The sequence below is a fragment of the Mycoplasma sp. 6934 genome, assembly GCF_055523595.1.
In genome coordinates, this window is the sequence record NZ_JBVFVE010000001.1 from 954975 (window position 1) to 981286 (window position 26312).

General features: G+C 28.8%; 18 protein-coding genes. 7 read left to right on the forward strand and 11 right to left on the reverse strand.

The window, feature by feature from the left end; genetic code table 4:
- Positions 1-11: 11 nt before the first annotated feature.
- The 5 genes from AC0B4S_RS04110 to AC0B4S_RS04130 all read right to left on the reverse strand — a co-directional run bounded on the left by AC0B4S_RS04110 (position 12) and on the right by AC0B4S_RS04130 (position 9881).
- Entirely contained in the window at positions 12-1160 is a 1149-nt protein-coding gene (locus tag AC0B4S_RS04110) for an IS3 family transposase (protein WP_465101219.1), read from the reverse strand.
- Between the two features lie 76 nt (positions 1161-1236).
- A complete protein-coding gene (rpmG, locus tag AC0B4S_RS04115; protein ID WP_465101828.1) occupies positions 1237-1389 on the reverse strand; it encodes a 50S ribosomal protein L33 in 153 nt (50 codons plus the stop codon).
- A 308-nt stretch (positions 1390-1697) separates the two neighbouring features.
- Positions 1698-4910 carry a hypothetical protein gene (locus tag AC0B4S_RS04120; RefSeq protein ID WP_465101829.1) on the reverse strand — a complete coding sequence of 1071 codons (3213 nt, stop codon included), beginning with the start codon at positions 4908-4910 and terminating at the stop codon, positions 1698-1700.
- A gap of 10 nt (positions 4911-4920) precedes the next feature.
- Positions 4921-6981 (reverse strand): alpha-amylase family glycosyl hydrolase, encoded by a 2061-nt coding sequence (locus AC0B4S_RS04125; RefSeq protein WP_465101830.1) that lies wholly within the window; start codon positions 6979-6981, stop codon positions 4921-4923.
- Positions 6982-7061: 80 nt separating this feature from the next.
- Complete coding sequence (locus AC0B4S_RS04130; protein WP_465101831.1) at positions 7062-9881, reverse strand: hypothetical protein; 2820 nt, start codon at positions 9879-9881, stop codon at positions 7062-7064.
- Positions 9882-10513: 632 nt separating this feature from the next.
- Between AC0B4S_RS04130 and rplJ the strand changes: the two genes are divergently transcribed.
- The 4 genes from rplJ to AC0B4S_RS04150 all read left to right on the forward strand — a co-directional run bounded on the left by rplJ (position 10514) and on the right by AC0B4S_RS04150 (position 12751).
- Positions 10514-11011 carry a 50S ribosomal protein L10 gene (gene rplJ / locus AC0B4S_RS04135; RefSeq protein WP_465101832.1) on the forward strand — a complete coding sequence of 166 codons (498 nt, stop codon included), beginning with the start codon at positions 10514-10516 and terminating at the stop codon, positions 11009-11011.
- Between the two features lie 32 nt (positions 11012-11043).
- Positions 11044-11415, forward strand: a complete 372-nt coding sequence (gene rplL, locus AC0B4S_RS04140) for a 50S ribosomal protein L7/L12 (RefSeq protein ID WP_465101833.1) — start codon at positions 11044-11046, stop codon at positions 11413-11415.
- Positions 11416-11933: 518 nt separating this feature from the next.
- Positions 11934-12401 (forward strand): hypothetical protein, encoded by a 468-nt coding sequence (locus AC0B4S_RS04145; protein ID WP_465101834.1) that lies wholly within the window; start codon positions 11934-11936, stop codon positions 12399-12401.
- Entirely contained in the window at positions 12350-12751 is a 402-nt protein-coding gene (locus AC0B4S_RS04150; protein WP_465101835.1) for a hypothetical protein, read from the forward strand. The genes AC0B4S_RS04145 and AC0B4S_RS04150 overlap by 52 nt, the downstream gene beginning before the upstream one ends.
- Positions 12752-12854: 103 nt before the next feature.
- On the opposite strand, the gene AC0B4S_RS04155 is transcribed toward AC0B4S_RS04150, so the two are convergent.
- Positions 12855-13355, reverse strand: a complete 501-nt coding sequence (locus AC0B4S_RS04155) for a hypothetical protein (protein WP_465101836.1) — start codon at positions 13353-13355, stop codon at positions 12855-12857.
- Position 13356: 1 nt separating this feature from the next.
- Positions 13357-15336, reverse strand: coding sequence for an excinuclease ABC subunit UvrB (uvrB, locus tag AC0B4S_RS04160; protein ID WP_465101837.1), 1980 nt, complete (start codon positions 15334-15336; stop codon positions 13357-13359).
- 85 nt (positions 15337-15421) lie between these two features.
- Here uvrB and mip (AC0B4S_RS04165) point away from each other — a divergent pair, with 85 nt between their 5' ends.
- The 3 genes from mip (AC0B4S_RS04165) (at position 15422) to mip (AC0B4S_RS04175) (ending at position 21777) form a co-directional block, all read left to right on the forward strand.
- Positions 15422-17569 (forward strand): Ig-specific serine endopeptidase MIP, encoded by a 2148-nt coding sequence (gene mip, locus AC0B4S_RS04165; RefSeq protein ID WP_465101838.1) that lies wholly within the window; start codon positions 15422-15424, stop codon positions 17567-17569.
- 14 nt (positions 17570-17583) lie between these two features.
- Complete coding sequence (mip, locus tag AC0B4S_RS04170) at positions 17584-19791, forward strand: Ig-specific serine endopeptidase MIP (protein ID WP_465101839.1); 2208 nt, start codon at positions 17584-17586, stop codon at positions 19789-19791.
- Positions 19792-19857: 66 nt separating this feature from the next.
- Positions 19858-21777, forward strand: coding sequence for an Ig-specific serine endopeptidase MIP (gene mip / locus AC0B4S_RS04175; protein ID WP_465101840.1), 1920 nt, complete (start codon positions 19858-19860; stop codon positions 21775-21777).
- 29 nt (positions 21778-21806) lie between these two features.
- On the opposite strand, the gene AC0B4S_RS04180 is transcribed toward mip (AC0B4S_RS04175), so the two are convergent.
- The 4 genes from AC0B4S_RS04180 to AC0B4S_RS04195 form a co-directional block, all read right to left on the reverse strand.
- On the reverse strand, positions 21807-22562 hold the full coding sequence (locus AC0B4S_RS04180; protein WP_465101841.1) for a hypothetical protein: 756 nt from the start codon (positions 22560-22562) through the stop codon (positions 21807-21809).
- Positions 22563-22567: 5 nt separating this feature from the next.
- Positions 22568-23839 carry a hypothetical protein gene (locus AC0B4S_RS04185; protein WP_465101842.1) on the reverse strand — a complete coding sequence of 424 codons (1272 nt, stop codon included), beginning with the start codon at positions 23837-23839 and terminating at the stop codon, positions 22568-22570.
- Between the two features lie 134 nt (positions 23840-23973).
- Positions 23974-25122, reverse strand: a complete 1149-nt coding sequence (locus AC0B4S_RS04190) for an IS3 family transposase (protein WP_465101219.1) — start codon at positions 25120-25122, stop codon at positions 23974-23976.
- A gap of 86 nt (positions 25123-25208) precedes the next feature.
- Positions 25209-25922, reverse strand: coding sequence for a hypothetical protein (locus AC0B4S_RS04195; RefSeq protein ID WP_465101843.1), 714 nt, complete (start codon positions 25920-25922; stop codon positions 25209-25211).
- Positions 25923-26312 lie beyond the last annotated feature (390 nt).

A 26312-nucleotide genomic window follows, 5' to 3' on the forward strand; every position in this document is an offset into this window, starting at 1 on the left:
AAGGTTTTTTTTTATCTTATTCTTTTATAATTATATCAGTTTATAAATTCTTTGATTTTTTGTGATAATTCAATAAAAGTAAGCCTTTTACAGGTTTGATCAAAATTTGGAAAAATCTCGCTTTTAAGAATTGAAAAGAAATATTCAATTTCACGGTTGTCTAGACTATTGCCAATTCTTGACATTGATATTTTACCTTTTAGCAATTCTATTTTTTTAGTATATTCAACCGACGAATAAGCAGATCCATGGTCAGAATGTAAAATAAAATTTTTTTTGAATTTTGTATTACTGATATTATTCAAAATTAGTTCGGTATCATTTCTAAGTGATAATTCATAGGTCACAAACTTAGTTTTATGGTCGATAATTGCGGATAAATAAATATGATTTTGCTCAATGTCTTTTGGTGCTGGTATGTAGGTCACGTCTGTTGCATATATATTATTGTTGATTGAATTATAATCTCGTTTTACTAAATCAGGCACTTTAACACAAGTATTTTTAGATTCTTTGTTTTTACGTTTTTGTCTAACAAATGTTTTTAAATTAAGTTTTTTCATATAATTCCCAAGGGTTCTAGGATTTATTTGAATATTATATTCTTGGAAAATATATTTAGCAAGCCTCCTTCGTCCATACCTTTCTTTATTTTCGACAAAACTTTTAAAAATTATTTCTTTGTGTTTGACATTTATCTCTTTAGCTTTGTTGTTATCTTTCAATTTCTCATAATATGTGGATCTTGCTATTAAAAAAATTTTTGCCTTGTATTTTGATGAAAGATTTTCAATTTCTTTAATATTTTTAATATCTGCATCAATATTATTTTCATTAAAAATTCGATAGTAGTATTTTATAACTGCATCTTTTTCATCATCTTTAAGAGTATTAATTCATGTATAATCGAGAACTTTCTTTTTCTTTCTCCCAACACCTTTATCTTTCTTGGGTGATTTACCGCTTTGTGATTCTATGTTCATATTTAAATTATACAGTTTTCTTTTCTTTAACATATTTTTCATTGATTCTTTATTTCAGTATGCTTTTCTGATGTCAAAACAGAAATTTTCAAATTCTGCTTTGGTTATTACCAGGTTCAAGTATTTATCGTATAAGTCAAAAATTTTAACTCATTCTTTAGTCTTTAAATGTCTCATAACTACCTCTTTTTCTTTATATTAAAAATATTCGGATTTTGTCCGAATATTTCTTCCCTGTCTAATAAGTTATATATTATTTTTTTTCTTTGTGATTAGTATGAGAATTGCATTTTGAGCAGTATTTTGATAATTCTACTTTTTCAGGATGATTTTTCTTATTTTTCTTAGAAATATAGTTTTCCATTTTGCAATCTTGACATGCTAATGTATATCCTTCTCTTGCCATAATCTACTCCTTTGCTATATATGATATTTTATAATAATAAAACTATTATATATGAAAAATGTCAATTAATAAAATATATTTTATAAAAGTCTAAATTGTATACTACAAAATAATTCTGGACAAGAAAATCTTCCTTTGAGTTGTATTTAAAAACAAATAAGTTATATTTAACACTGTTATAGTCCAAATTAATCGGAATTTAAGGATAGTTGAGTAACTGTTTGACAACAATTGGTAAAGCATTGCTAAAATGAGAAAAAACAACAATCTTAATAAAATTAATAATTGTTGTTTTAATTTTTGTATAGTTAATTATCAATTACTAAATTTGTATTCTTATTTTCTTCATTTAAGGTTGTAATATATTTATTAAAGGCAATTAGTAATTCTCGACCTAGTTCAGAATTAAAAGCACCCTGGGTTTTAATATTATAACGCGCCATATTTTCATATATTGCTCTATTACCAAAAACCTCTTTATTCATAATATTCCATACTTGTTCAAAAAGTGGATTAGAATTATCTGGACGAATTGGTTGTAATCTTGTAATACCTAACCCCCCATCAGCAATGCTAGTAGTTGAACCAAAAACATTCATTGTTTTATTGGTTTTAAATTTATCTTCAAAAGCTAAGATAGTTTCTAAAACTTCGTCTGAAACACTTACATTACTTTGGTTTTTTGATTGACGACGAATAATATTTAGAACTAAAGCCCTTATTTTCGCAGGATTTAAATAAGCATTTAAATATCCATCTATTGCTTGTTTTATGGTTTCTTGCTTAACTGCTACTTTGCTATAAGTTTCAACAAATAATTCAGCCCTGCTATAAGCATAAGTTTTAATTTCATCAATATTGTTGCTATTGCGAGCCTTTATGTCTTTAACTAACGCTTCAGTTAAATTTTGTAAAAGAGCATTTTTCGATGCTTGATTATCACCATTAACACTGAAAATAAATTCTTCAATTTTTCGCATATGCAAAGCTTCAGTATTATAGCGAAGTAATGAGCTAAAAGGATGATTAATGCTATCTTCTTTAAGTAAATCTTGCGATACCAACCATTCTTTATCTTGGTTTTCTTCTTTACCTACTAAAAGATTAACATTTTCAAGACCTAATAATGAAGCTATGGTATTACGTAATGGTAAGATACTCTCAATTTCTAATGTTTCATAATCACGTTCTTGCAATGAATTAAGTTTTTTAACTTGATCTTTTAATTCTTGTGCACTAACAAAATTCTCTTGTGCATTTGCTTTAGTAGTATTAGTATTCTTAGATCAAGATTCTCCTCAAGTATTATAATTTGTTCAATTCTTTAATTCAGCAATTTGCGCTTCATTATAAATTGTATTTGGAAATGAAGTAAAGTCTTTAACATAGAAAAATCGCACTAATGCTGGATTAAGGTATACAGCTAAATACCCTTGCACTATTTTAGTAATTTCTTCTAAAGTTAATTCTTTTTTACTAAATTCATTAACAAAGCTTTGAGCTTTGTTAATAATTGAAGTTTTTAATTCTTCTACCTTAGAAGAATTATTTTTATAATCTTCCCAAAGTAGTTTAGTTAATTTATCAATAAAGTCCAGTTTTTGAGCTTCATTATCACCATAGACTCCAAAGATATATTCTTCAATTTTACGGATATGTAATGATTCTTCAGAATAACGACCATTTTCCTCATAGCGCATTTGGCTTTCTTTTACACCTTCTTTAAGTAAATCTTTACCAACTAATCAATTGTCAGTATGCTCATCACTTCATTCAGGAAATTTTTTACCTTTTAAATTATCAATATTTTCAATACCTAATAAGGAAGCTACAGTGTTACGTAATGGTAAAATATTTTGCAATTTCATTTCGTTAAATTGCTGATCGGTTAAATTAGGTTCTTTTTTAATTAATTCTTCTTTTAAAGATGAAACTAAAACCATATTTTGCTCTGAACTTGGGCTAGTTTTATCAAGATCTAATGATCAAGACTCGCCTCAAGTTGCTTGTTCGTAAAGTATTGAAAGTTCAGTGGTTTGTTCTTGTTTTTGGAAGTAAAATTCTTTTAATTCTTCGTAGGTTTGGTAACCTTGTGATTTAGCTAAGTCAGTTAATTTATTGTATTCTTCTAGGTTTTCATTTTTAATTGCCGTTTTTAAATCTTGATAAACTTCTTTAACAAATGGAATATTAGTTCCATTTTTAAATAATTCATAATAAGACGAAACGTCAAAGATAGTTTTAATAAATTGCTTTAAGGCATTTTTACGTTCAGGCGAAGCGTCTTTATTTTTAGAACTAATTCCAAAGCTTCAAGCTCCTGGAGCCTGGATAAATTCATGATCTTCGTCAGTTTTAACAATAGAGAAAAAACTTTGAGCATTAGCTTGGCTTTGCGATAATTTAGCATCTCATGAACCAATTACCGTAAAATTAATTTTATTATTTTTTAGTAAACTAAAAATACGATCATTGGCAACACTTGCATTATTTGATAAAGTTGCTTTTAAATCATTTTGACTAATTCCTTTTGTTGCTCATGGAGTTTCTTGAAATTCTTGTTCAGTTTTTATATAAGCAGCCTCATAAATTGGGAAAAATAACGAGGTAAATACTTTAATTGCCTCTTTAAAATAAACATTATATTTATCAGTGTTGATAAATCCTGAAGAAACTTTGTTAGTTTCTGGATTTGTATATAAGATCTTAGTCATTAAATTAACATCACTAAGCTCAGGATTATCTTGTTTGATTTTCTCAAAAACACCAGCAAAAACTCCATTTGAATACCAAAAATCCTGGAATCTAACTAGCATCTTTCCTTCTTTGATTAGTTCAACTAAAGTATCAGTTGAACTATCCATTAAAATTTCTTTAGCTTCATTTTCAGGTAAATTAGAAGCTAAGGTTAATCCTTCGGTATTATGCACAATACCAAGTAATTTAGAAGTGTTATTATTATTTAATTTGAAATTAACACTTCCAAATTGTTGCATAATATTTTTTTCAGTTGGACTTGCTTTGATTTGGCTGGTTATTTCATTAAATAATTCAGGCATATATTCATCAAGGAAAGTAAGTTTTTTAGCTTGGGTTAAGAGTGTTATATAATCTGAAGGCATATAGACAATATCCAGTGAATCTTTATCTTGATCACTTGAATCAAAGGCTAACTGCAAAGCTCCCCAAAGATCTTTTGAAACAGTTTTAACCTTATAATTTTTACCTATTTCAGTTTTATTATAAGCATCAATGACGTGATTATAAAAAGGTCTTAAACTACCATCAATTGCAATAACAATTTCTTTATTTTGGTTGATTTCATTGATTTGGCTAGTTTTATTTTTACCATCGCCATTCCCAGGTTCAGGATCATTAGGTTTAGTTGGGTCGGGGTTCGCATTAACTGGTGGCTTTGGTTTATCAGGAGCACCGGGTTTTTCATTAGTACATGAAGCAAGCATTAAAGAACTAAGGGATATAATACTTGAACTAGTTAATAAAAATTTCTTAAACTTCATAATTTATTTATTATCTTGGAGCTATTAAATAAGCTCCAAATTTTCCTTTCCCAGTTGCTATAATACTATCTTTATTATTTTCAGTTGTATGCCTAAAATTATCTCCTAATAATTTTTCCTTAACATAGTAATTTGAATTAAGAGATATTCTTGATTCATTTTCCAGTGAATCAGAATAAAGAATTAAAATCAAAGTACCATCTTCATTTAATCTCAGGGTTGTATTGTGCCCTTTAAAATCATTATCATTACCGGAAAACTCTAATACTTTGTCTAAATCCCACCAAATATATTTTTCATCCATTTCACGCAGTGAAATATAATTTTGCCGAAGTTGAATTAATTTAGATATTAAGTTATAAGCTGAAGATTGATCACTAGTAATGCTTTCAATTGATCCTTCACCTACTGAAGCTCCAGTTTGCACTACTACAGCATCATTTTTAGCTTCTTTAAAATAAACTGTTTTCTTAGGATCATTTCAGTAATATGCTTCCCTTACTTTAGTGTCATCCTCACTTTTTGGGCCACCTTGCATTAAAATTTCATTTCCATTATATAAGGTAGGTAGTCCACCACGAGATAATAATGAGAAAATTGCGGCAATGTAACGATATCTTTCTTTATCAGTTAGTTTGTGCGGCTCATCATTAACTTCAGTTTCACGTAATTGTCACTTAAATTTGTTAATCCATCTTTCAACGTCGTGATTATCTAAAAATGGAATTCATTCACGTTTTTGCCCTTTATAATCAGTTAATGATTTAATTAAGTTTAATTCATCCCCTGGATGAATTCAAACATTATTAACATCATCTTTTCACTTAGTTCCATCAATTAAGGAACTAAGTGCTTTTTGCCCAGTTTTACTAAACCAATTTCCTTTGGCTTTATCATCAGATGAACTTCCTCATCATTCACCAAACATAAAGGCAGTTTCAGATGATCTTGAAATATTATTTTGACTTGCTTTAAGATATTCTTGTTCAATAACTTTTCTAAATTCAGCCATTAAATCAACCTCTAAACCTTTATTAGAAGTATTTTTATAAATATTTTCTGAATCAAAGAAATGGTAAAATGCATCATATCTAAACCCATCTACACCTTTAGCAGCTCAAAACTTATGTACATTTAACATCTCTTGTAATAATTCAGGATTCTTTAAATTTAGATCTGGCATACCAGATCAAAATTCTGCCACTCATTTATAGTCAGTATTTGGAATATTTTTACCAGGCTCATTTACATAAATAAAGTTTTGACGTATATCGTCGGTTCCTTCTTTAGCATGACCATCAGAATTTTTATCATACATATAGTAATAATTTTTATATTTTGGATCACCTTGCAATGCCTTTTGGAATCAAGGGTGTTCGTACGAAGTATGGTTAATAACTACGTCGATGACCACCCTAATTCCTTTGGCATGGGCCGCTGTTAAAAATTCATCAAAAGCTTGCATCCCCCCAAGTTCAGGAGCAACGTCAGTATAATCTATTACATCATACCCATGGTATGATGAAGCTGGGTGAATAGGCGAAAGGTATAAAGTATCAATACCTAGATTAACAAAGTAATCTAGGTTATTTTTTAAACCAATAAAGTCACCAATTCCATCGTTATTTCCATCAGCAAATGAATATACTGTTAATTGGTACATAACATTTGATCTTTTAGCTTCTTTATTAAATGGAGCAATTGAAGCAACATTAGTTGCTTCATCACTATAAGTAAGATTAGTTAAATTTTTTGATCTTACTTTTTGAGCAAAACTTTCATCACCTCAATTTAATAAGGTTTTAGAGTTTTGTAATTCTTTAAGTTCTTTAACTTTAGTTTCATTTAATTTATTGGGATTGCCTGGTAATGTAATAGTGGGGGGAGTAGGCTGTTGATTATTTGAACCACCAGGATTTTCAGGTGGTGTTGTCTCCCTTATACCTGGATCAGGCGCAGGTTTTGGATCAGGTTTTGTTATTGTTTCAGGAGTCATAGTACAAGCAACACTAATAATTAGTGGAGTTGAAATTAAGGCTAAATTAAATATCTTTTTTAGTTGTTTTTTCATTTACAATATTACCTCTTATATATAAATTAAAATAACAAATAATCTATTTAAAAATAGATTATTTAATTATATTAATATTATTATGTTGTACTTCCTGAAGAACCAGTATTTGTTGTTGGTTTAATATTTGCATCTTGTTTAATTCAATCTAAAGTTCACTTAACAACACGAGCTTTATTTAAGTATGTATTAAAGTATAGTTTAACAACTTTATCAATGTCAGTATCATTGATTTTAGTAAATTTTAGATTAGTATCATCACCAGAGCTTGTTTCTTTTGCATAAGCATTAACAAATTTCTTAGCTTTTTCTTTAATATCATGCAATGTTTTTTCTGGTTCAGTTGTTGGAGTTTGTGCTTGCGCAGTTTCAGAATGTGTTTGTGTAGTATTTTGAGTTACACTAGGTAATTTATTGGCTAATTCTTTAATAAAGTTTCTAATAGTTTGTTCTTTATTATTATTTTCGCCATCACCATTTATCCCAAAAATTTCTTTTTCGATTTTACGAACATGCAATGCCTCACCACTAGTATGTTTCATACTATTATAAGATGGGTCGGTGGTAGAATCACTAACTACTTCTTTTAAAAGTTCTTTAGCAACTAATCAATCTTTATCATCTTGAGCACCACTACCATTATTTTCTTTTCCTTTTAAATTAGAGACATCTGCAATACCTAAAAGGGATGCAACAGTATTTCTTAAAGGTAAGATATCTTTTAAGTTTGACTCAGTTATTTTATTAAATTGATCATCAATATGTTTATAAAGATTATCTAAAATACCTTGGCGATCAGTTACTTTAATATAGTTTGCGTCTGCTTTAGGATCTGTGTCAGTATTACCAGAAGTATTTGCCCCGCCTTTTGTTCAAAAACTATCTACAACTCCCTTACCTTCATAAGAAGAAGAAGAAGAAGAAGAAGAAGAAGAATCCTTCTTGTATGGGAAGATTTTCTGGAAAATATCATCTCATTTAGGTTCTTGTGTATTTGAAGAATTATTAGTTGTATAATGATCTTTTAATTCACTGAAAATTACACGCACACGAGCCACATTTAAATAAACATTTAAATATGAATCAACATATTTTTTACGATCTTCATCACTTAAAGTACCCTCTTTACGGTAAACATTGACAAAGTTTTTCACTTTTTCATTTATATCATCTCTAATCTTTTGCATTCCTTCAGTTGTTGTAGACCCATTAGAAGCACTAGAGACCACTTGAGTGTCACTAGCATCTTTTTTATTTTTAATATCATGCTTAAGTGCACTTTCTAACTTAGTAATTAAAGAAGTTATTTCATTTACAGTGTCACCATTTGCACCAAAGAAATGATGTTCAAGTTTTCGAACATGTAATTCACCATTTTCTTTTTCATTGTCATAGCCAGTTGCATTAGGTTTTAATAAATCCGCTTTTATAAGGTGTTTATGATCTTGATTATTTCCATATAAATCATTAATATTACTTATCCCTAAGATAGCAGCCATAAAGTTACGTAATGGTAAAATATCACCTAGTTTTAGGTCTGTATAAATATCTGATCTTAGTAATGTTTCTTTATAAATTTCTTGTTTTTGATCTTCAAATTTATAATAGTTTTTCTCTGATGCCGCATTAGTTTTATCATTATCAGTACTTCAAGTTGAAGTTACTTTTTTAGTGTTTTCTTGCTCGTTGGTTTGAGCACCATCTTGGGTTGTTGGAGATTGGCTAGTTGTTTCACTATTTGAACCTGGTGATCCAGTTTCTCCGTTTGAAATGGTACTGTCAGGCTGTGAAACTGTGTCTCCAGTGCTAGGTCCTGTAGAACCTGGTTTTGTTGCTTTACCTGATTCTCTATCACTTGTAGATCCATTTTGAGAATTACCTGAGGAAGTTTGGTCAATTTCAGAGTTTGCTTGTCCGCTGTTATTTGAAGCATCAGTATTTCTTGTGCCACTAGTAGAGTCTACATTATCAGGTTTTTGTGTTTCTTGTTGTTTGTCTTGTTCAGTACTAATTGTTCCAGAATTCTCACTACTATTATTTTTTTCAGTTTCTGATTCATCCGGTTTTGTTGGACTACTATCTTGATTGTTAGTTCCATCATTAGTAGGTGGTGTAGGTTCTGGAAGAGCAGGTTTTTCGGGGTTATCTGCGCCAGTTGATCCATTATCAGTACCATTGTTTGTCTTTTCCTCATCCTGTTGGTTTGCACCAGTTCCAGGATCTTCTGTTACTGGATCTTTTGGAGCGGGGCCAGGATTTGGGTCAGTCTTTGGAGGTTCTTGGTCGCCATTATCATTGGTAGGCTCTTTGGCTGGATCTTTTGGAGCAGGCGCAGGATTTGGGTCGGTCTTAGGAGGTTCTTGTGTGCCTTTATCATTGGTAGGCTCTTTGGCTGGGTCTTTTGGCGTTGGATCAGTAGGACCTGGGTTAGGAGGTATATTTCCTTCTTTAGGTAGTTCTTGGTTAGCATTACTATTAGTAGGATCTTTTGGAGCAGGGGCAGTGTTTTGCGCTTGCTCGCCATTTGATGTTCTGAATTTTTGATCAATATTGAAGTCTATATTATCGTTAACTTCAATTTCGTCAACTTCATATTCTTTATTCTTAGTTAAACCTGTAATAACTATTTTGTATTCGTCTTCTCCTAATTTAGTTAAATTTGATACTGTAAAGGTATAATCTTTATCACCGATTTTAACATCTAATTTATCAGTAGCTGTTAAGCCAGTAATTTTAACTGCTAATTCAGCAGAATTTTCAGTTGTTTTAAGTACTCTGAAACTTTTTATTGAGTACTTACTAATATCTTGACCATCTTTACCTGGTGTACATGATACAGCGGTAAATGTGGTTATAGATATTAAATTAGTTGTTATTAATAAAAATTTTCGTAATTTCATAAGCTATATGTCCTCAATATTATATTTATATGTTTTTGTTAATTTAAATTAAGGATTTATTTAATAAAAATATATATACTTGTTTAAAATTAAATATCTCCTTAATTTAATTTTAATATATATATATATATATGAGTAGAAAGTCAATATGTTGGTGGTGGTATGGACTGTTCAAGATAAAAATTAATGACATTCATAAGATTTTGTGCATTTTATATAGAATTTTTAATACTTTATCAGCAAATAAAAGAATATATTAATGTATAGTATATAGTTATAGCATATAAAATATACAATCTGGAAACGTTTCCATATAATTCAATAATATGGGAATTTTTATGCTTATTTTAGACATAATATTTATTAAATTTTTAAAATAACTTTGGGAAAAATATATAAAATGTTAAAAATTATTAAAATTCAAAAGAAAGCCAGTACATGATTCATTTCCAAAAAATAATTACCAAAACAAAAAATTTTTATTTAGTAATTTTTAAAAATTATTATATAATAAAGCAGCAATGCATAAAGACAGCAACTGCTTTATTAATAATCTTAAAGCTTAATATGTTGCCTAATGTATGTCTTCATTTCTAGTATTGCAAATATAAATATTTTGAAAGGGGGCTTAAATGGCAGAATCAAAATTTAAAGAAACTAAAAAAGAAGTTGTTCTTGAAATTTCAAATAAAATTAAAAATTCAGTTGCTGTAGCTTTTGCTGAATACCGTGGCCTTACAGTTGCCGAATTAGAGAAATTTAGAGTTGAAGCAGCTAAAGTAGGCGTTGATGTAAAAGTATACAAAAACCGTTTATTCAAAATTGCTGCTGCTAATAATGGTCTAGCAGATCTAGAACAACATTTAGTTGGTCCTAATATCTTCTTGTTTTCAAACAATGATGGTATGTCAGCTGCAAAACTATTAGTATCATTTGCTAAAAAGCACAAACTAATGGTTGTAAAAGCTGGAACATTTGAAGGTAAAGTTATTGATGCTCAAGGTGTTAAAGATGTCGCAGCTCTTCCTACTTATGAAGAAGCACTTGCAATTCTTGCGCGTTCAATGATGTCTCCTTTACAACAATTAGGTTTATCACTTAAAATGTATAGTGAAGCACAATCAGAATAATTATTTTAAATATATAGAAGGGAAATTTAATTATGGCTAAATTAACAAAAGAAACATTTATCGAATCATTAAAAGAAATGTCAATTAAAGAAGTAATGGAATTAGTAGAAGCAATGAAAGAAGAATTTGGTATTGACCCAATGGCTGCTATGGCAGTTGCTGCTGCTCCTGCTGAAGGTGGAGCTGAAGAAAAAACAAGTGTTAAAGTTGTTTTAAAAGCAGATAACGGTAAGAAAATTCCAGTTATTAAAGCGGTTCAAGCAGTTCTTGGTCTTTCATTAATGGATGCTAAAAAAGTTGTAGATGCTTTACCAGCAGTTATTAAAGAAAACATTAAACCAGAAGAAGCAGAATCTATCCGTGCTACTTTAGCTGAAGCTGGTGCTGAAGTTTCAGTTGAATAATAAAACGTTAATGATTAATATATAAAAGTCTCCAACCTATAAAGGAGTACAAAAAGTTGACTATATATGTCAACTTTTTTATTATCTATAATTTTGTAATAATCTAAAAGTAAGTTTTATAAAGGAAAAAATGGTTTATCTTGTTTGAGATAATCCAATCAAATAGTTCTTAAAACACCGGGAAGTTAAGTTTAATAATTTATGTTATAATTTTGATATCCCAGTGATATTGTTTAATAATAAAAATGGGTAAAAAATTAATATCAAATTATGAAAGGGATAATATGTCAATATTTAATAATAAAATTAAGTTTTTGTTTAGAATGATAACAGGTTTTGTTAGTATTTCCGTTGTTTTTATCTAAATTTTAATTCAAAAAATAACTTAATAACAAATTCTACACATAAGCAATATAACACTGAAACAGTAGAGTTTACAACTTAAAAGGCTGGCTATTATGATTTTTTAATTTATCGTAGTGATAAAAATCATATTGCAAGAGATGTGGCATTCACATATGTTAAGAGTAAAACGTACTAAAAAACTAATTAATTCTTTAGGTTTATGTGTAGTAGCAACAATTCCTTTAGTTTTAAGTTCGTGTTCAAATGAAGTTACCGAGCCCTATTATTCTGATTTCAAAACACAAAATGGATATTCAGGAATTAGAAAACATTATCCAAGAGGAGGGGACGGAGAAAATGTTTTAGAAAATAATACACGCCTTTGATCAAGAGAAAACGTCACATTTTCCTTTATAGGTATAGGTGTTTATAAATTAATTGATGATAACTTTAAAACATTAAATAATGAATTATTTAATCGTTTGGATGAAATAAACAAAGAGTATAGAAAAAAAGATAGGTTCACACCGGATGAACTGGATAAACTTTCGCAAGAAAGCGACTTAATAACTGATAAAATAGTTGCTAATTGACTGGAAAATCACCCTACATCTGAAAAGATAGAATTTTTACTCTTATAAACAATCTTGATGATTTTCCAGAAGACTATAAAGAGATAAAGAATAAATTTAAAAACGTTGATTTTAATAGGCAAACCATTTTAATTATAAACGGATTAGATACTTATCATTATAGTTCTGGTGGACATGCTAAAGGCTCAGGATACTGAATTGACAACATTGAAATTACTAATAAGAAAATGATTATTAAATATATATATAAATATATTCCAGTGAGATCTAATAGTTCTATTGAAGCCACAAATACTAGTATATCAAGGACAACTCATTTTGTTGTTGTTGATAAACTTACATCGCTTGATGATAAAAAAATTGAAATAATTGATTTAAGTATAAGTAATAATGTATAAACTAAAAAATTCTGTTGATAATCCTTCCCCAAAACATATACAAAGAACAATACCTTAAATAAAATAAAACTATTAAAAACTCCAACTTTCGTTGGAGTTTTTACTATCAAGGAATATCACAACCATTAAATGGTTCGAATTCGAAGTTAGCTTTAGATAATTTGTCCTTAAAATCTTGGTTTTGGAATATTTTAAAATTCTCAACTAACAAAATAATATCTTTAACATCGCCATCTAATTTAGCTAATTTAAAGATATCTTTAGCGATCGTTAAAATTTCATCTTGATATTTATGATTTGGATAATCACTATTATCTAAATCATAATAGTGATTTATTTTGGATAATTTATCTTTAATATCTTGATCTTTGCCAATATAATCACCTTTTAAATATTTAAATAAATAAAAGATATATTTATTTACAACAGATGAAAAGTTTGAATTTCTGACAAAATTATTTCATGTTAATTCATGGAATAATTTATCCTCTTTATCCACAACTAATAAAAAGATTTTTCGAAAAACATCATAAATTGATACTACATCAATGCTTCATGAAGTAATTGAATCCTTATTCTCAATTAAATCTTGGTATTTATACATTTTATTCTCCTTCAGTTTCAAGCTCAAGAATTAAATCCTTTAGTTCTTGAGCTTTTACATAATTGCGGTTAGATGCTTCTTTTAGCATCTCCTTAGTCAATTGTTCAATAAGGTGTTTTTTACTTGCTTTTTTACCTTTTGTTTTAGTTTGCATTATCTTATTTACTGAAGCACTAAGTTGCTTATCTTCAAGTAAAGTAGGAATCTTTTTAACAACTGACTTAGGAATTATATTGTATTTTTCGTTAAAATTTAATTGAATTTTCCGCTTTTCTTGATTATCGGCGATACATTTATGCATTGCTTCAGAAATAGTATCAGCATATAAAATGGCTTGGCCGTTAACATTTCGTGAAGCTCTACCTACAATTTGGATTAAATTAGTTTCGCTGCGCATAAATCCCCCTTTATCAGCATCTAAAATAAGCACTTTAGAAACTTCAGGGATATCAACTCCTTCACGTAATAAATTAATACCAATAATTACATCATAGGTACCAAGTCTTAACTTTCTAATTATTTCATTACGTTCAAAAATAGTATGTTCGGAGTGAATATATGCAGCTTTGACATTTCTTTGCTGCATATATTCAGATAACTTTTCGCTTGATTCTTTGGTAGTTGTTAAAATAATTGTCCGCTCATTGTTTTGTTTTTGAACTTCTAATATTTCGAAAATATCTTCAATTTGGTTTTTAGTGGGTTTGACAATAATCTCAGGGTCTATTAAGCCAGTAGGCCTAACATACATTTTAGCAACTAGTCCATTTGCTTTATTGAGTTCATATTGGCTTGGCGTAGCCGAAACATAAATTTTTTTAAACTCAAATTCTTCTTCAAATTCTTTTAATGATAATGGTCGATTTTCTAAAGCAGATGGTAAACGAAATCCATACTCTACTAAACTACGTTTACGAGATTGATCCCCACTAATCATGGCATTAATTTGCGGAACCGTAATATGAGATTCATCAATAAAAATTAATGAATCTTTAGGAAAATAATCAAGTAAGGTATATGGCCTTTGGCCAAAATCCCTACCATCTAAATACATTGAATAATTTTCAATCCCTTTACACATTCTAAATTCTTTTAAATCATTAATATCATTTTTTACCCTTTGATTAATTCTTTCTTTTTCAATTAACTTATTTTCATTAGTAAAGTAAGTTAATTGACTTGCTAATTCTTGTTCTATTTTAGGAATAATTTGATCATAAATTGAATTTTCCGCTGCATATGCATCACCAGGTGATAAATTATAAATAGTTACTGATTTAATAATATCTTTGGTTAAATGCTCAACTAATGATATTTCTTCAATATTATCTCCCCAGAAACTAATTTGCAAAGCATTAGTTTCTGAATCGGCAGGCCTAATAATTACAATATCTCCTTTAACAGAAAATTGGCCTGGACTTAAATCACTTACATCATTACGTTCATATTTAATATTTATTAATTTACGAGCAAAGTCTTGGATTGATATTTCTTGTTCAACATATACATTTAAAAAACTTTGCGAATAAATAGCCGGGTTTAATGCCCCATATATTGCACTAACTGAAGCAATCACAATAACATCCTTACGAGTTAAAAGTGAATTCACAGTTTTCATCCGCATTATTTCAATTTGCTCATTAGTTTTTGAATCTTTTTCAATATAAGTATCTGTGCTTGAGATATATGCTTCAGGTCGATAATAATCAAAATACGAAATATAATATTCAACACAATTTTCAGGAAAAAAACCTTTTAATTCACTATATAGTTGACTAGCCAATGTTTTATTGTGTGATAAGATCAATACAGGACGATCAAAATTTTGAATAATATTGGCAATAGTGAATGTTTTTCCAGATCCCGTAACACCAAGTATGACTTGGTGTTCATGGCCTTTTTCTATTCCTTTGCTGATAAAGTCAATTACCTTTGGTTGATCTCCACCAGGCTTAAAGTCAGAATTTAATTTGTAAATCATATTAATAAATTATATATTTATTTTATAAATATAAAATTCTTGTTAAAGTAGTAAAATATAAGTATCAATAAGGAGTAAATAAATAATGAAAAAGAAAACTATATTTAGCTTGCTAACTACTTTAAGCATTATTCCAATTGCTGCAGTAAGTTGTCAAGCACAAAACAAACCTGAGCCGGTTAAACCTGGCCCATCGCCCGCCCCAATTATTCAAAACCCAGGAAACCCAGGAAACCCAGGAAACCCAGGAAACCCAGGAAACCCAGGAAACCCAGGAAACCCAGGAAACCCAGGAAACCCAGGAAACCCAGGAAACCCAGGAAACCCAGGAAACCCAGGAAACCCAGGAAACCCAGGAAACCCAGGAAACCCAGGAAACCCAGGAAACGAACCTAAAACCACTATTTCAGAAAACCAACAAAAACTTTTAGATTATTATGTAAATGCTACCAATAGACGTAGATTTGAATTAGATAATGGTGATTTTTTAAATCAAATTGAAGCATATCATAAAAGTGCTTATAATAATTTAAACGAAAAAGAAAAAGCAGTTATTGATTATCAAAAATCAATCACTGCCCCCCAAGAAAAAATTGCTGAGTTTGACCAAAAAGCAAACCAATTGGGCTTAGACACATGAGAAAATCAAAAGCTTAAATCTTTTACTGTTCCAAGTTATGATGCTAATGGTAAATTTTTAGGTTTAAACGTGCAAAAGAAACTTATCCTACCACCAAGTAAATTAGAATCCGAAAATGCACAATTAAATAACTCTCGTGGAATTGGTTTTGGTCGTACTTTAACTAATGATATTTATAAAAATATAGGCTTACAAACCTTTTCAATTAACATTGATAATTCAACTAATAGTTCAAGTCAAGAACACCATGGAACCGCTTGAATTATGGATTATGAATTAGCGGAAAATGGAAAATACCCTACCAAATGATATTTAGCCACTAACTTACACGTAGCAACTCATTTAAGTGAAAAAACTACTAAATTAGAATTACTTAGGTTAGATGCTGATGCTCCGCTTAATAAAACATTATCAGCTAAGAACAAGGCTAATGGATGGCCAGAAGCTTCTGATGAAATTCATTATAATGAATACTTTACTCAGTTTAATCTAGATTTAACTAAAGAAAATTTAAAAAACAAAGCAAAAGTCATATATAAAGCAATTGACTTTTTAAAAGCTGATCCTAAAGATTATTTAGTCGAATCTCAAAAACAAGAATATGCTAATTATAAAGAATATGCAGATTTTGCTGTTATTGAAATTGATTTATCTGATGTAACTAGTAATGAAGGATTGAGCATTAATGCTCCTGCAGGTAAGGAAGCAAATGAGAACTTTAAAGATGCACAGGATTACTTGCAAAAATTAACTAATAATTTTGCAAGTAAAGAAGAAAATAAAGTTAAGTTTTTAAGTACTTCATATTTAAAAGATTATGAAAAAATTAATACTAAATTAGCTAACTTTACGGAACTGACAACTGATCGCTTATATGCATTAGGATATCCACAATCTTTTGGATATCGTTCTGTTACTTGACCACAAACTGTACAACAACAAGCTGATGATGGTACTAATCCATATGGTATTTTAAACTATGTAGAAAAAACCTATAATCTAGATTTAGGTAACAAGAATTTATGAACTAATGAACTGTCATTAAACCCTAAATACTTACATGTTCATACTGATAAAGAAGGTTTTGAATTTAAAGAAAATAAATCTATTACTGGTAATAGATTAACTCAGCATATTGGTGCTACTACCTTTAGTGATAAACCTGGTCTTTCAGATGCTTTTTTAGCTTGAGGATTAATTCGGCAAACTGGTGATCCATTAACTACTGTTTATAATGGTCAAACAACTAATATGATGCAAATGGGGCTGTTATATGGTTTAGCTAACTATGAAGCTCCTGGAGGAGCTTCAGGTTCATCAGTGCGAAACCAAAAAAATGAATTAGTTGCAATCTTCCACTCAATTGCAAGTCAAAACCTTTTTGGGATGGCAGCTGCCTTTAGATCTGAAGGTTTTGACTATCAAGGTTTATATGGTGATTATAACTTACCTCAATATGATTTAGTATATGGTGGAGGTAAAGATCAAAATACCTCATACCGTGAAACTATGATAAAAGAAAGATCAAATCTTAAAACAATGTTATTCCCTCAAGGGTTTAATAATATACCTGAAGAATTTAAATTTAAATAAGAAAGATATTAATTATGAAGAAAAAATGATATTTATTACTTACAACTTCCTCTTTAGTTTTGCCTCTTGCAATTGTAAGTTGCACTAATACCCAAGAACCTACCAAACCAGTAGAGCCTGCACCGGTAAGCCCAGCTCCAGTAAAACCTGCACCGGTGCAGCCAAACCCAGTCCCTATTAACCCAAATCCTGGTAATGGTAATTCTACCAACCCTGGAAACTCTACTGGTCAAGTTCCAAATGACCCTAATCCACCACAAGATACAAAACCAGCAGATCCAAACCCGCCCGCAAAGGTAAATAACCCAAATCAAAATAATACTCAAACAAATACACCACCAAACCAAGGCAATAATACAACTCAAAATCCTAATCAAGAGTTAAATGATGTAGACCAAACTCGTTTGGATTACTTTGTTAACTATGATAATGCACAAAGGTTTGATTTTGACAATAAGTTTGTAGTGGATCAACTAAGACAAATTAATGAAGTACACCGAAATAATCAGCAAATTCAGCAAGCGCAGCGCGATGTATTACAATTACAACATAATCTTGATACAAATCAATCATACAAAGATAAATATGATGATCTTGCTAAAAAGCTGGGACTAGACAATTTTGATAATTCGCGTTACAAATCATTTACTTTGCCAAGTTATAATGAATCTGGAATAATTAATGGATTAAATATTCAAAAGAAAGTAGTTATCCCTCCAAGTGATATTGAAAATTTATTAGTTGGTGCAAATAAAGCCCATGGTAAAGGACTAGGAAGAACTTTAACCCATGAAAAATACAAAGACGTTGCACTAGAAACTTTTGCAATTACTATTGATAATTCAGGCAATAATTCAGCTAATCCAAATGACCCCTATGCTGGAAGACAATATTCAGGTACAGCATGAATATTAGATTATGAACTATCTGAAGATGGTAAATACCCAACTAAATGATATTTAGCAAGCAACTTGCATGTAGTTTCATACCTTGGTCAAGATACCAAAACCTTTTGAATTGGGCGTGTTGATGAAGATACACCATTAAACCAAACTATTTCCACTAAAGATAGAATTGAATCTGAAAAAGATTCACAAGGCGTATTTAATCAATGATTTACTAAATTTAAAATTGATTTAACAAAACCTGAATTAAGAAATAAAATTAAGCTTGTTTATACAGGTGTGGACTTTCTTAAAAAAGACCCTAAAGATTATTTATCAGAAAAACAGCAATCAGAATTTGCTGAATATAAAGAGTATGCAGATTTAGCAGTTTTTGAAATTGATTTTTCTAATGTAAATGATAAAAGTGCTTTGGCAATTTATAGTCCAAAACCCAATTCAAATGCATTTTTAAATACTGAAGATTTTTTAAAGCGTTTAACTAACAATTATGCTACTAAAACAGAAGATAAACAAACTACCTTCCTAAAAGATTCGTATTTAAAAAATTATGAACCTATTGATACACCTTTGGCAAACAATAATGCAAGCACTGCAAATTCAAAAGATTACTTACTTGCCCTAGGTTATCCTTCAAATTTTGGTCATGGTATCCCAATACCTCAAAACCAAGCAAATAACCCTCAAGCAGCCCAAAAATATATTGAAGAAACTTATAATATTGATTTAGGTCAAATGAATCTTTGAACTAATAATGTTGCTAAAGATCCTAGTTACTTATTAATTGATAAAGTTACTTCTTATGATTCATTAACTAAAATACCTGAAATTGTAGGTAATCGTTTAACAAACCATGTTTCAGTAACTACCTTTAAAGATAAACCTGGTGTTTTTGATTCGTTTTTAACTTGGCCTCTTGTTAATAATATTGAAGCACCTTTAACTGTTACTTACAATAATAAATCAACTAAACTAATTCAAATGGGACTTGGGTATGCACTTGCTAACTATGAAGCTCCTGGAGGAGCTTCAGGTTCATCAGTACGAAACCAAAAAAATGAATTAGTAGGAATCTTCCACTCAATTGCTAATAATACACTTTTTGGGATGGCCGCCGCTTTTAGATCTGAAGGATTTAATTACCAAGGATTATTTGGTGATTATAATTTACCTCAATATGATTTAATATACGGAGGAGGCAAAGACCAACAAAATTCATATAAAGAATCACTTGCCAAGTTATATCCAAATATAAAAACTCGCTTATTTAAAAACGGAGTAAGTGCAGAATACCCTGAATTTAAATTTAACAATTAATACTTTTAATCCAACATAATATGTTGGATTTTTAGGCATAATAAATAAACTAATAATTGGAGAATTATGAAGAAAAAAATACAATGAATTTTTAACATAGGTGCTTTAGCCTTACCTTTTGCTTTGGTAAGTTGCCAAACCAAGCCACAAGACCCCACACCAAGAATTGAACCTGGACCTGTTAATCCAGCACCCACCCCAACACCACAATTGACTCAGGAACAAAAAGATAATATTGATTTTTATTTAAATCAAAATAATGCGGGCCATTTTGACCTCGAAAATAAAAACATGGTTGACCAATTAAAACTATTAAACAAACAAAAGCAAAATTCGCAATACCAAGATGGTGTTGTTTATCGTAACCAAAATAAATTAGCTACATCACCAGAAAATGCCCAAAAATTTGATACTTTAGCTAAAACCTTAAACCATGATACTTTTGACAATCAAAGATATAAATCAAATACAATTCCAAGTTATAAAGAAAATGGGGAAATAGACGGATTAAATATCCAGGTTAAATGAGATTTTTTAAGTAATAAAACTGAAGAGAACTATGCTAAATTAAATGATAATCCTGGTAAAGGTTTAGGTCGCATTTTAAACAATCAAAGTTATAAAGAAATTGCTATGCAAACTTATTCACTTAACCTTTACAAAGGTATTAATAGTTCATACTTTGGAACCGCTTGAATTATTGATTATGAACTTTCTGAAAATAATCAATATCCAACTAAATGGTATATTGCAACCAATTTGCATGTTGCAAATGAATTTACCAAAGATACAACTTACTTTAATTTAACAAGATTAGATCCAGAAGCTCCTTTAAATACTAATTTAACAATGCGTGATCGAAATAATAATGATAATAAACCTTTAAATGAATATTTCACAACTTTTAATATTAACTTAGAAGTTCCAAGCCTCAAAGATCGTGTTAAAATAGTCTATCGTGCTGTTGATTTCTTAAAAGCAGATCCAAAGGATTATTTGTCACAAGAACAAAAAGCCCGCTTTTCTGAATTCAAAGAGTATGCTGATTTTGTGGTTATTGAAATAGATTTTAGCAACCTGGATTCTAAGGTTGGTTTAGAAATTAAAAATCCTAAAAATAATAATTACTTTGAAAATCCAGCTGATTTTTTAAAAAAACTTACTAATGATTTTGCTAATAAACGGGAAATTAAATTCTTAAATGAATCTTATTTATCAAACTATAACAAAATAGATCAACCACTTGCCAATAGTGATTGATCTCAAAAAGATACCTTACTAGCTCTAGGGTTTCCAAAAGAATTTAGTGCCAATAATTTATCATGGCCAAGGAATTTAACTACAGAAAAAGATATTGTAAATTATGTTGAAGAAAGATATAATTTTGATTTTAATTTTAGAAACTTGTGAACAAATCAAGTTTCTAAAAATCCTAAGTTTATTAATTTAAATCAAACAACTGGTCAACTCGATATGAATCCTAACACTAATATAATAGGAAATCGCCTAACTAATAATCCAGCTGTAACTACTTTTAAAAATAAACCAGGGGTTTATGATGCATTTTTGGCTTGACCACTAGTGGATACTGATACAAACCCATTAAAAACTGTTTATAATGATAAAACAACAAGCCTCATCCAAATGGGCTTGGGATATGCTTTAGCAAACTATGAAGCTCCTGGTGGAGCTTCAGGATCGTCAGTTCGCAATGATAAAAATGAATTAGTTTCCATCTTCCACTCTGTGGGTCCTGATACATTACTTGGTATGTCATCTGCCTTTAGATCTGAAGGATATAATTACCAAGGATTATATGGCAAATATAACTTACCTCAATACGATTTAATATACGGAGGAGGTAAAGACCAAGCAGAAGGTAATTCATACCGCGAAGCACTTGCTAAAATTAACCCTAATATGAAAACACATGTTTTTAAGGAAGGTGTTAATAAAGAATATTCACAATTTAAATTTAATAACTAAAAACCAAACAATATTAATTGCTTGATTTTTTAAATATCTTTAATAAAATTATGTGTTTTCTTTTTAAAATTTATCAATATTTTCTCATAAGGTAAAACAAGTGCAAAATATAAATATTTTTCCGGAGTATCAAAAATTTCCTTATCAGTTAAATCATAGTTTACTTTATTGATAAATAAAACTCTTGATTTTTTAGTAAATAAAATACTAATTCTTTTTGGTTTTAAAAATTTTTCCTGATATAGATTTTTTAATTCACTAAGGTTAAGAAAATTTTCATCTGATAGACCATTATTATACGATCTTCATTCTTCTATTTTGTCCCAATCAATTTTAGCAATAGCATAATTCTTTAAATGAAGATGTATAATATAAGCCAAAAATATAAAAAAAGATATAGAAGACAGAAGAAAAAATGGAATTCCAGGATATGGGGTTGTATCTATTAATAAGAAAAGCATTGGTATGTAAATCGAAAATATTTTTGTTGAAATCATTATGATATGTGATAATATTGAAGCATCATTAAATAACTTAGATCTCTTTTGAAAGTATAAACTATATTTATCATAAAGGTCCTTCAGTGCTTCGAAAAACCAGTCATCAATTTTTATACTATTTTCCATAAAATATTTTTGTGTGGCACCAAAGCCCAAAAAATATAATGTAGCATTTATTAAACCAAGGTTTTTAGTTTTTTTATTAAGTACGAAAATCAAGATAGCATATAAAAACCAAAGCAAAGAAAGTAATGCAAATCCCACAATAATAGCGATATGCAGCATATAATTTAACCTAAATTATCCTTTAAGCTTTTGTTACTGTATTTGCTGCGTATATATTCATATGTATATGTTTTGTTATTTTTAGTAACCGTTCGTTTAACTTTTATAAGCTTATAGCTTGCAAGTTCAGATTTACTCATACTAAGCATTTCCTTACGAGTAAAAATCTTACCATCAATTAAGCGCTTAAACAGTCTGTTTGTACCCCCAGTTCCTCCATATTTATACGCTTTATCTTGTGGGGATTCAGAAATAACAACAATTTTATTTAACCTTTTAAATTCTTCTCATTTTTGTTTATTTTTCTGTTTTAATTCATTAGTCTCTCAGATATTAAAATGAATATTCATTAATTCATTCAAGTCTTTTTTTAACTCACCATATGATACCATCATAGAATTTACATCATAAATAAAACTTACAACAGATAACATGGTTGCTGTTGATTTTGATAAAACTCTGGCAGATTCTTGTTTTAAGGCTTTTAATTCATCATGAAGTAGAAAACTATCAAAAGCAGCCTTTCCCGTATCTTTACTAATTGATAACAAACCATCATCCCGCAAAGAATCTAACATACCAAGTGTTTTTTTAATAGAATTAGATTTTGTAATATTAACCGATTTAATATAATTAAGAATAATTATTATGATACTTAATGAGATACTAAGGGCTCCTGCAGGCGGTCATAAAAAAGCAACCAGGCTAGCACCAAGAGCTGCAAATGATAAAACTAAAATAGCAGTATCTATATCTTTAATAGTTTGCATCGAGTACTGTAATTTTTTTAATAAATCATCTTTTTGTATTAGTTCTTGTTTTGTTTTTTGTAACATAATATGCAATATTTTCGAAGATTCTGAATCTTTATTATTAATATCATTGTTAACATACCAATTTAGTTCAGTTTTAATAACTTCAGGAGCGCTATTTTTAAGGTTTTCTTGTTCAGTCTTTTTTAATGGTGTTGTAATTACAGAGTATAAATGTGCATAGGATAGTATAGGGTTTTGATCTATGCTAAAAATTCTTTCATTTATATACTTTAAATTTTGTTTTTCGTTAGTAACCACCACCTTAGACAAAACATCTGTAATAGCTTTATTACGGTATTTATCGAATTTATCGTGGGTATTTTTTTCTAAAATTTTGTTTAATTCAGTCGGATTTTTAAGCTTTGCTTTTATATCAGAAGCCTTAACTTGTGATAAATATTCTTTTGCTTTATTAATATCATTTTGTTGAGTATTTGTAGTTTTTAAATGTTGCTGACTCACATTATTTATAACACCTGATGCACTTGCTACTTGTACAATATCTAATTAAACTGGGAAATTTTTTTCGGACGGTTTTACCTTCCCCAACCATACCATTTGGCTAAGCCAAACGGAATGCTTTGGGAAGGTTTTTTTTATCTTATTCTTTTATAATTATATCAGTTTATAAATTCTTTGATTTTTTGTGATAATTCAATAAAAGTAAGCCTTTTACAGGTTTGATCAAAATTTGGAAAAATCTCGCTTTTAAGAATTGAAAAGAAATATTCAATTTCACGGTTGTCTAGACTATTGCCAATTCTTGACATTGATATTTTACCTTTTAGCAATTCTATTTTTTTAGTATATTCAACCGACGAATAAGCAGATCCATGGTCAGAATGTAAAATAAAATTTTTTTTGAATTTTGTATTACTGATATTATTCAAAATTAGTTCGGTATCATTTCTAAGTGATAATTCATAGGTCACAAACTTAGTTTTATGGTCGATAATTGCGGATAAATAAATATGATTTTGCTCAATGTCTTTTGGTGCTGGTATGTAGGTCACGTCTGTTGCATATATATTATTGTTGATTGAATTATAATCTCGTTTTACTAAATCAGGCACTTTAACACAAGTATTTTTAGATTCTTTGTTTTTACGTTTTTGTCTAACAAATGTTTTTAAATTAAGTTTTTTCATATAATTCCCAAGGGTTCTAGGATTTATTTGAATATTATATTCTTGGAAAATATATTTAGCAAGCCTCCTTCGTCCATACCTTTCTTTATTTTCGACAAAACTTTTAAAAATTATTTCTTTGTGTTTGACATTTATCTCTTTAGCTTTGTTGTTATCTTTCAATTTCTCATAATATGTGGATCTTGCTATTAAAAAAATTTTTGCCTTGTATTTTGATGAAAGATTTTCAATTTCTTTAATATTTTTAATATCTGCATCAATATTATTTTCATTAAAAATTCGATAGTAGTATTTTATAACTGCATCTTTTTCATCATCTTTAAGAGTATTAATTCATGTATAATCGAGAACTTTCTTTTTCTTTCTCCCAACACCTTTATCTTTCTTGGGTGATTTACCGCTTTGTGATTCTATGTTCATATTTAAATTATACAGTTTTCTTTTCTTTAACATATTTTTCATTGATTCTTTATTTCAGTATGCTTTTCTGATGTCAAAACAGAAATTTTCAAATTCTGCTTTGGTTATTACCAGGTTCAAGTATTTATCGTATAAGTCAAAAATTTTAACTCATTCTTTAGTCTTTAAATGTCTCATAACTACCTCTTTTTCTTTATATTAAAAATATTCGGATTTTGTCCGAATATTTCTTCCCTGTCTAAATGAACTAATGAAATGTTTTTTTATTTTCATAGGGGATCCTTTTCTTTTTTGCTTTTATAAAGTTTGTCTAATGGGAGTATAAGTAAAAAATTTTTATAATCATCTAATGATGTAAAAATTTTTTTGTCATAATTATTAATATTTAATTCTATTTTTATTCTCTTATTTTTAAATTCTTTGTCTTTTAGGAAAAATTTACCATTTTTATTGTTGAAATTAATAAAAAAATTTGAATATTTGGTATGAAAATAATTTTCATCAGGTAACTCACGATTAAATAATCACCATTCTTGAAGTAATTCAGTTGATTTATAGTTTGGAATAATTAATTTATTATTTCCAACTTTGTAAATAATAAAGAAACTTATAAATACAAAAATACAGTTTATGATTGTAAATATAATAATAAATATATAATATTCTTCATACATTAACCCAAGAAACACAAAACCACTAAAACCAGATAAAAAAGTATAAATTTTAAGAATTTTGTTCCACTTTGTAGATTTATCTGTGTAGATACAATCTTTTAGATATTTATCATACCTTGATATAAACAACATCATAATCTTAAAATATTCTTCATTTAATTTTAATTTATTTCTCACAAAAAAATCTTTAGTAGATCCATTTAATAAAGCAAAAATATTAAAAAATGGTATTTGATAACTTTTTCGTTTTAAATGGTTTTCTCTAATATAACAAAACTGGATAATTATATGAATTCCAATCATAAGCATTGCAATAATATAAAAATATTTATAAAAAAATACACTATACCACACTCTGTAGACAGGGAAGAAATATTCGGACAAAATCCGAATATTTTTAATATAAAGAAAAAGAGGTAGTTATGAGACATTTAAAGACTAAAGAATGAATCAAAATTTTTGACATATATGATAAATACTTGAACCTGGGAATAACCAAAGCAGAATTTGAAAATTTCTGTTTTGACATCAGAAAAGCATACTGAAATAAAGAATCAATGAAAAATATGTTAAAGAAAAGAAAACTGTATAATTTAAATATGAACATAGAATCGCAAAGCGGTAAATCACCCAAGAAAGATAAAGGTGTTGGGAGAAAGAAAAAGAAAGTTCTCGATTATACATGAATTAATA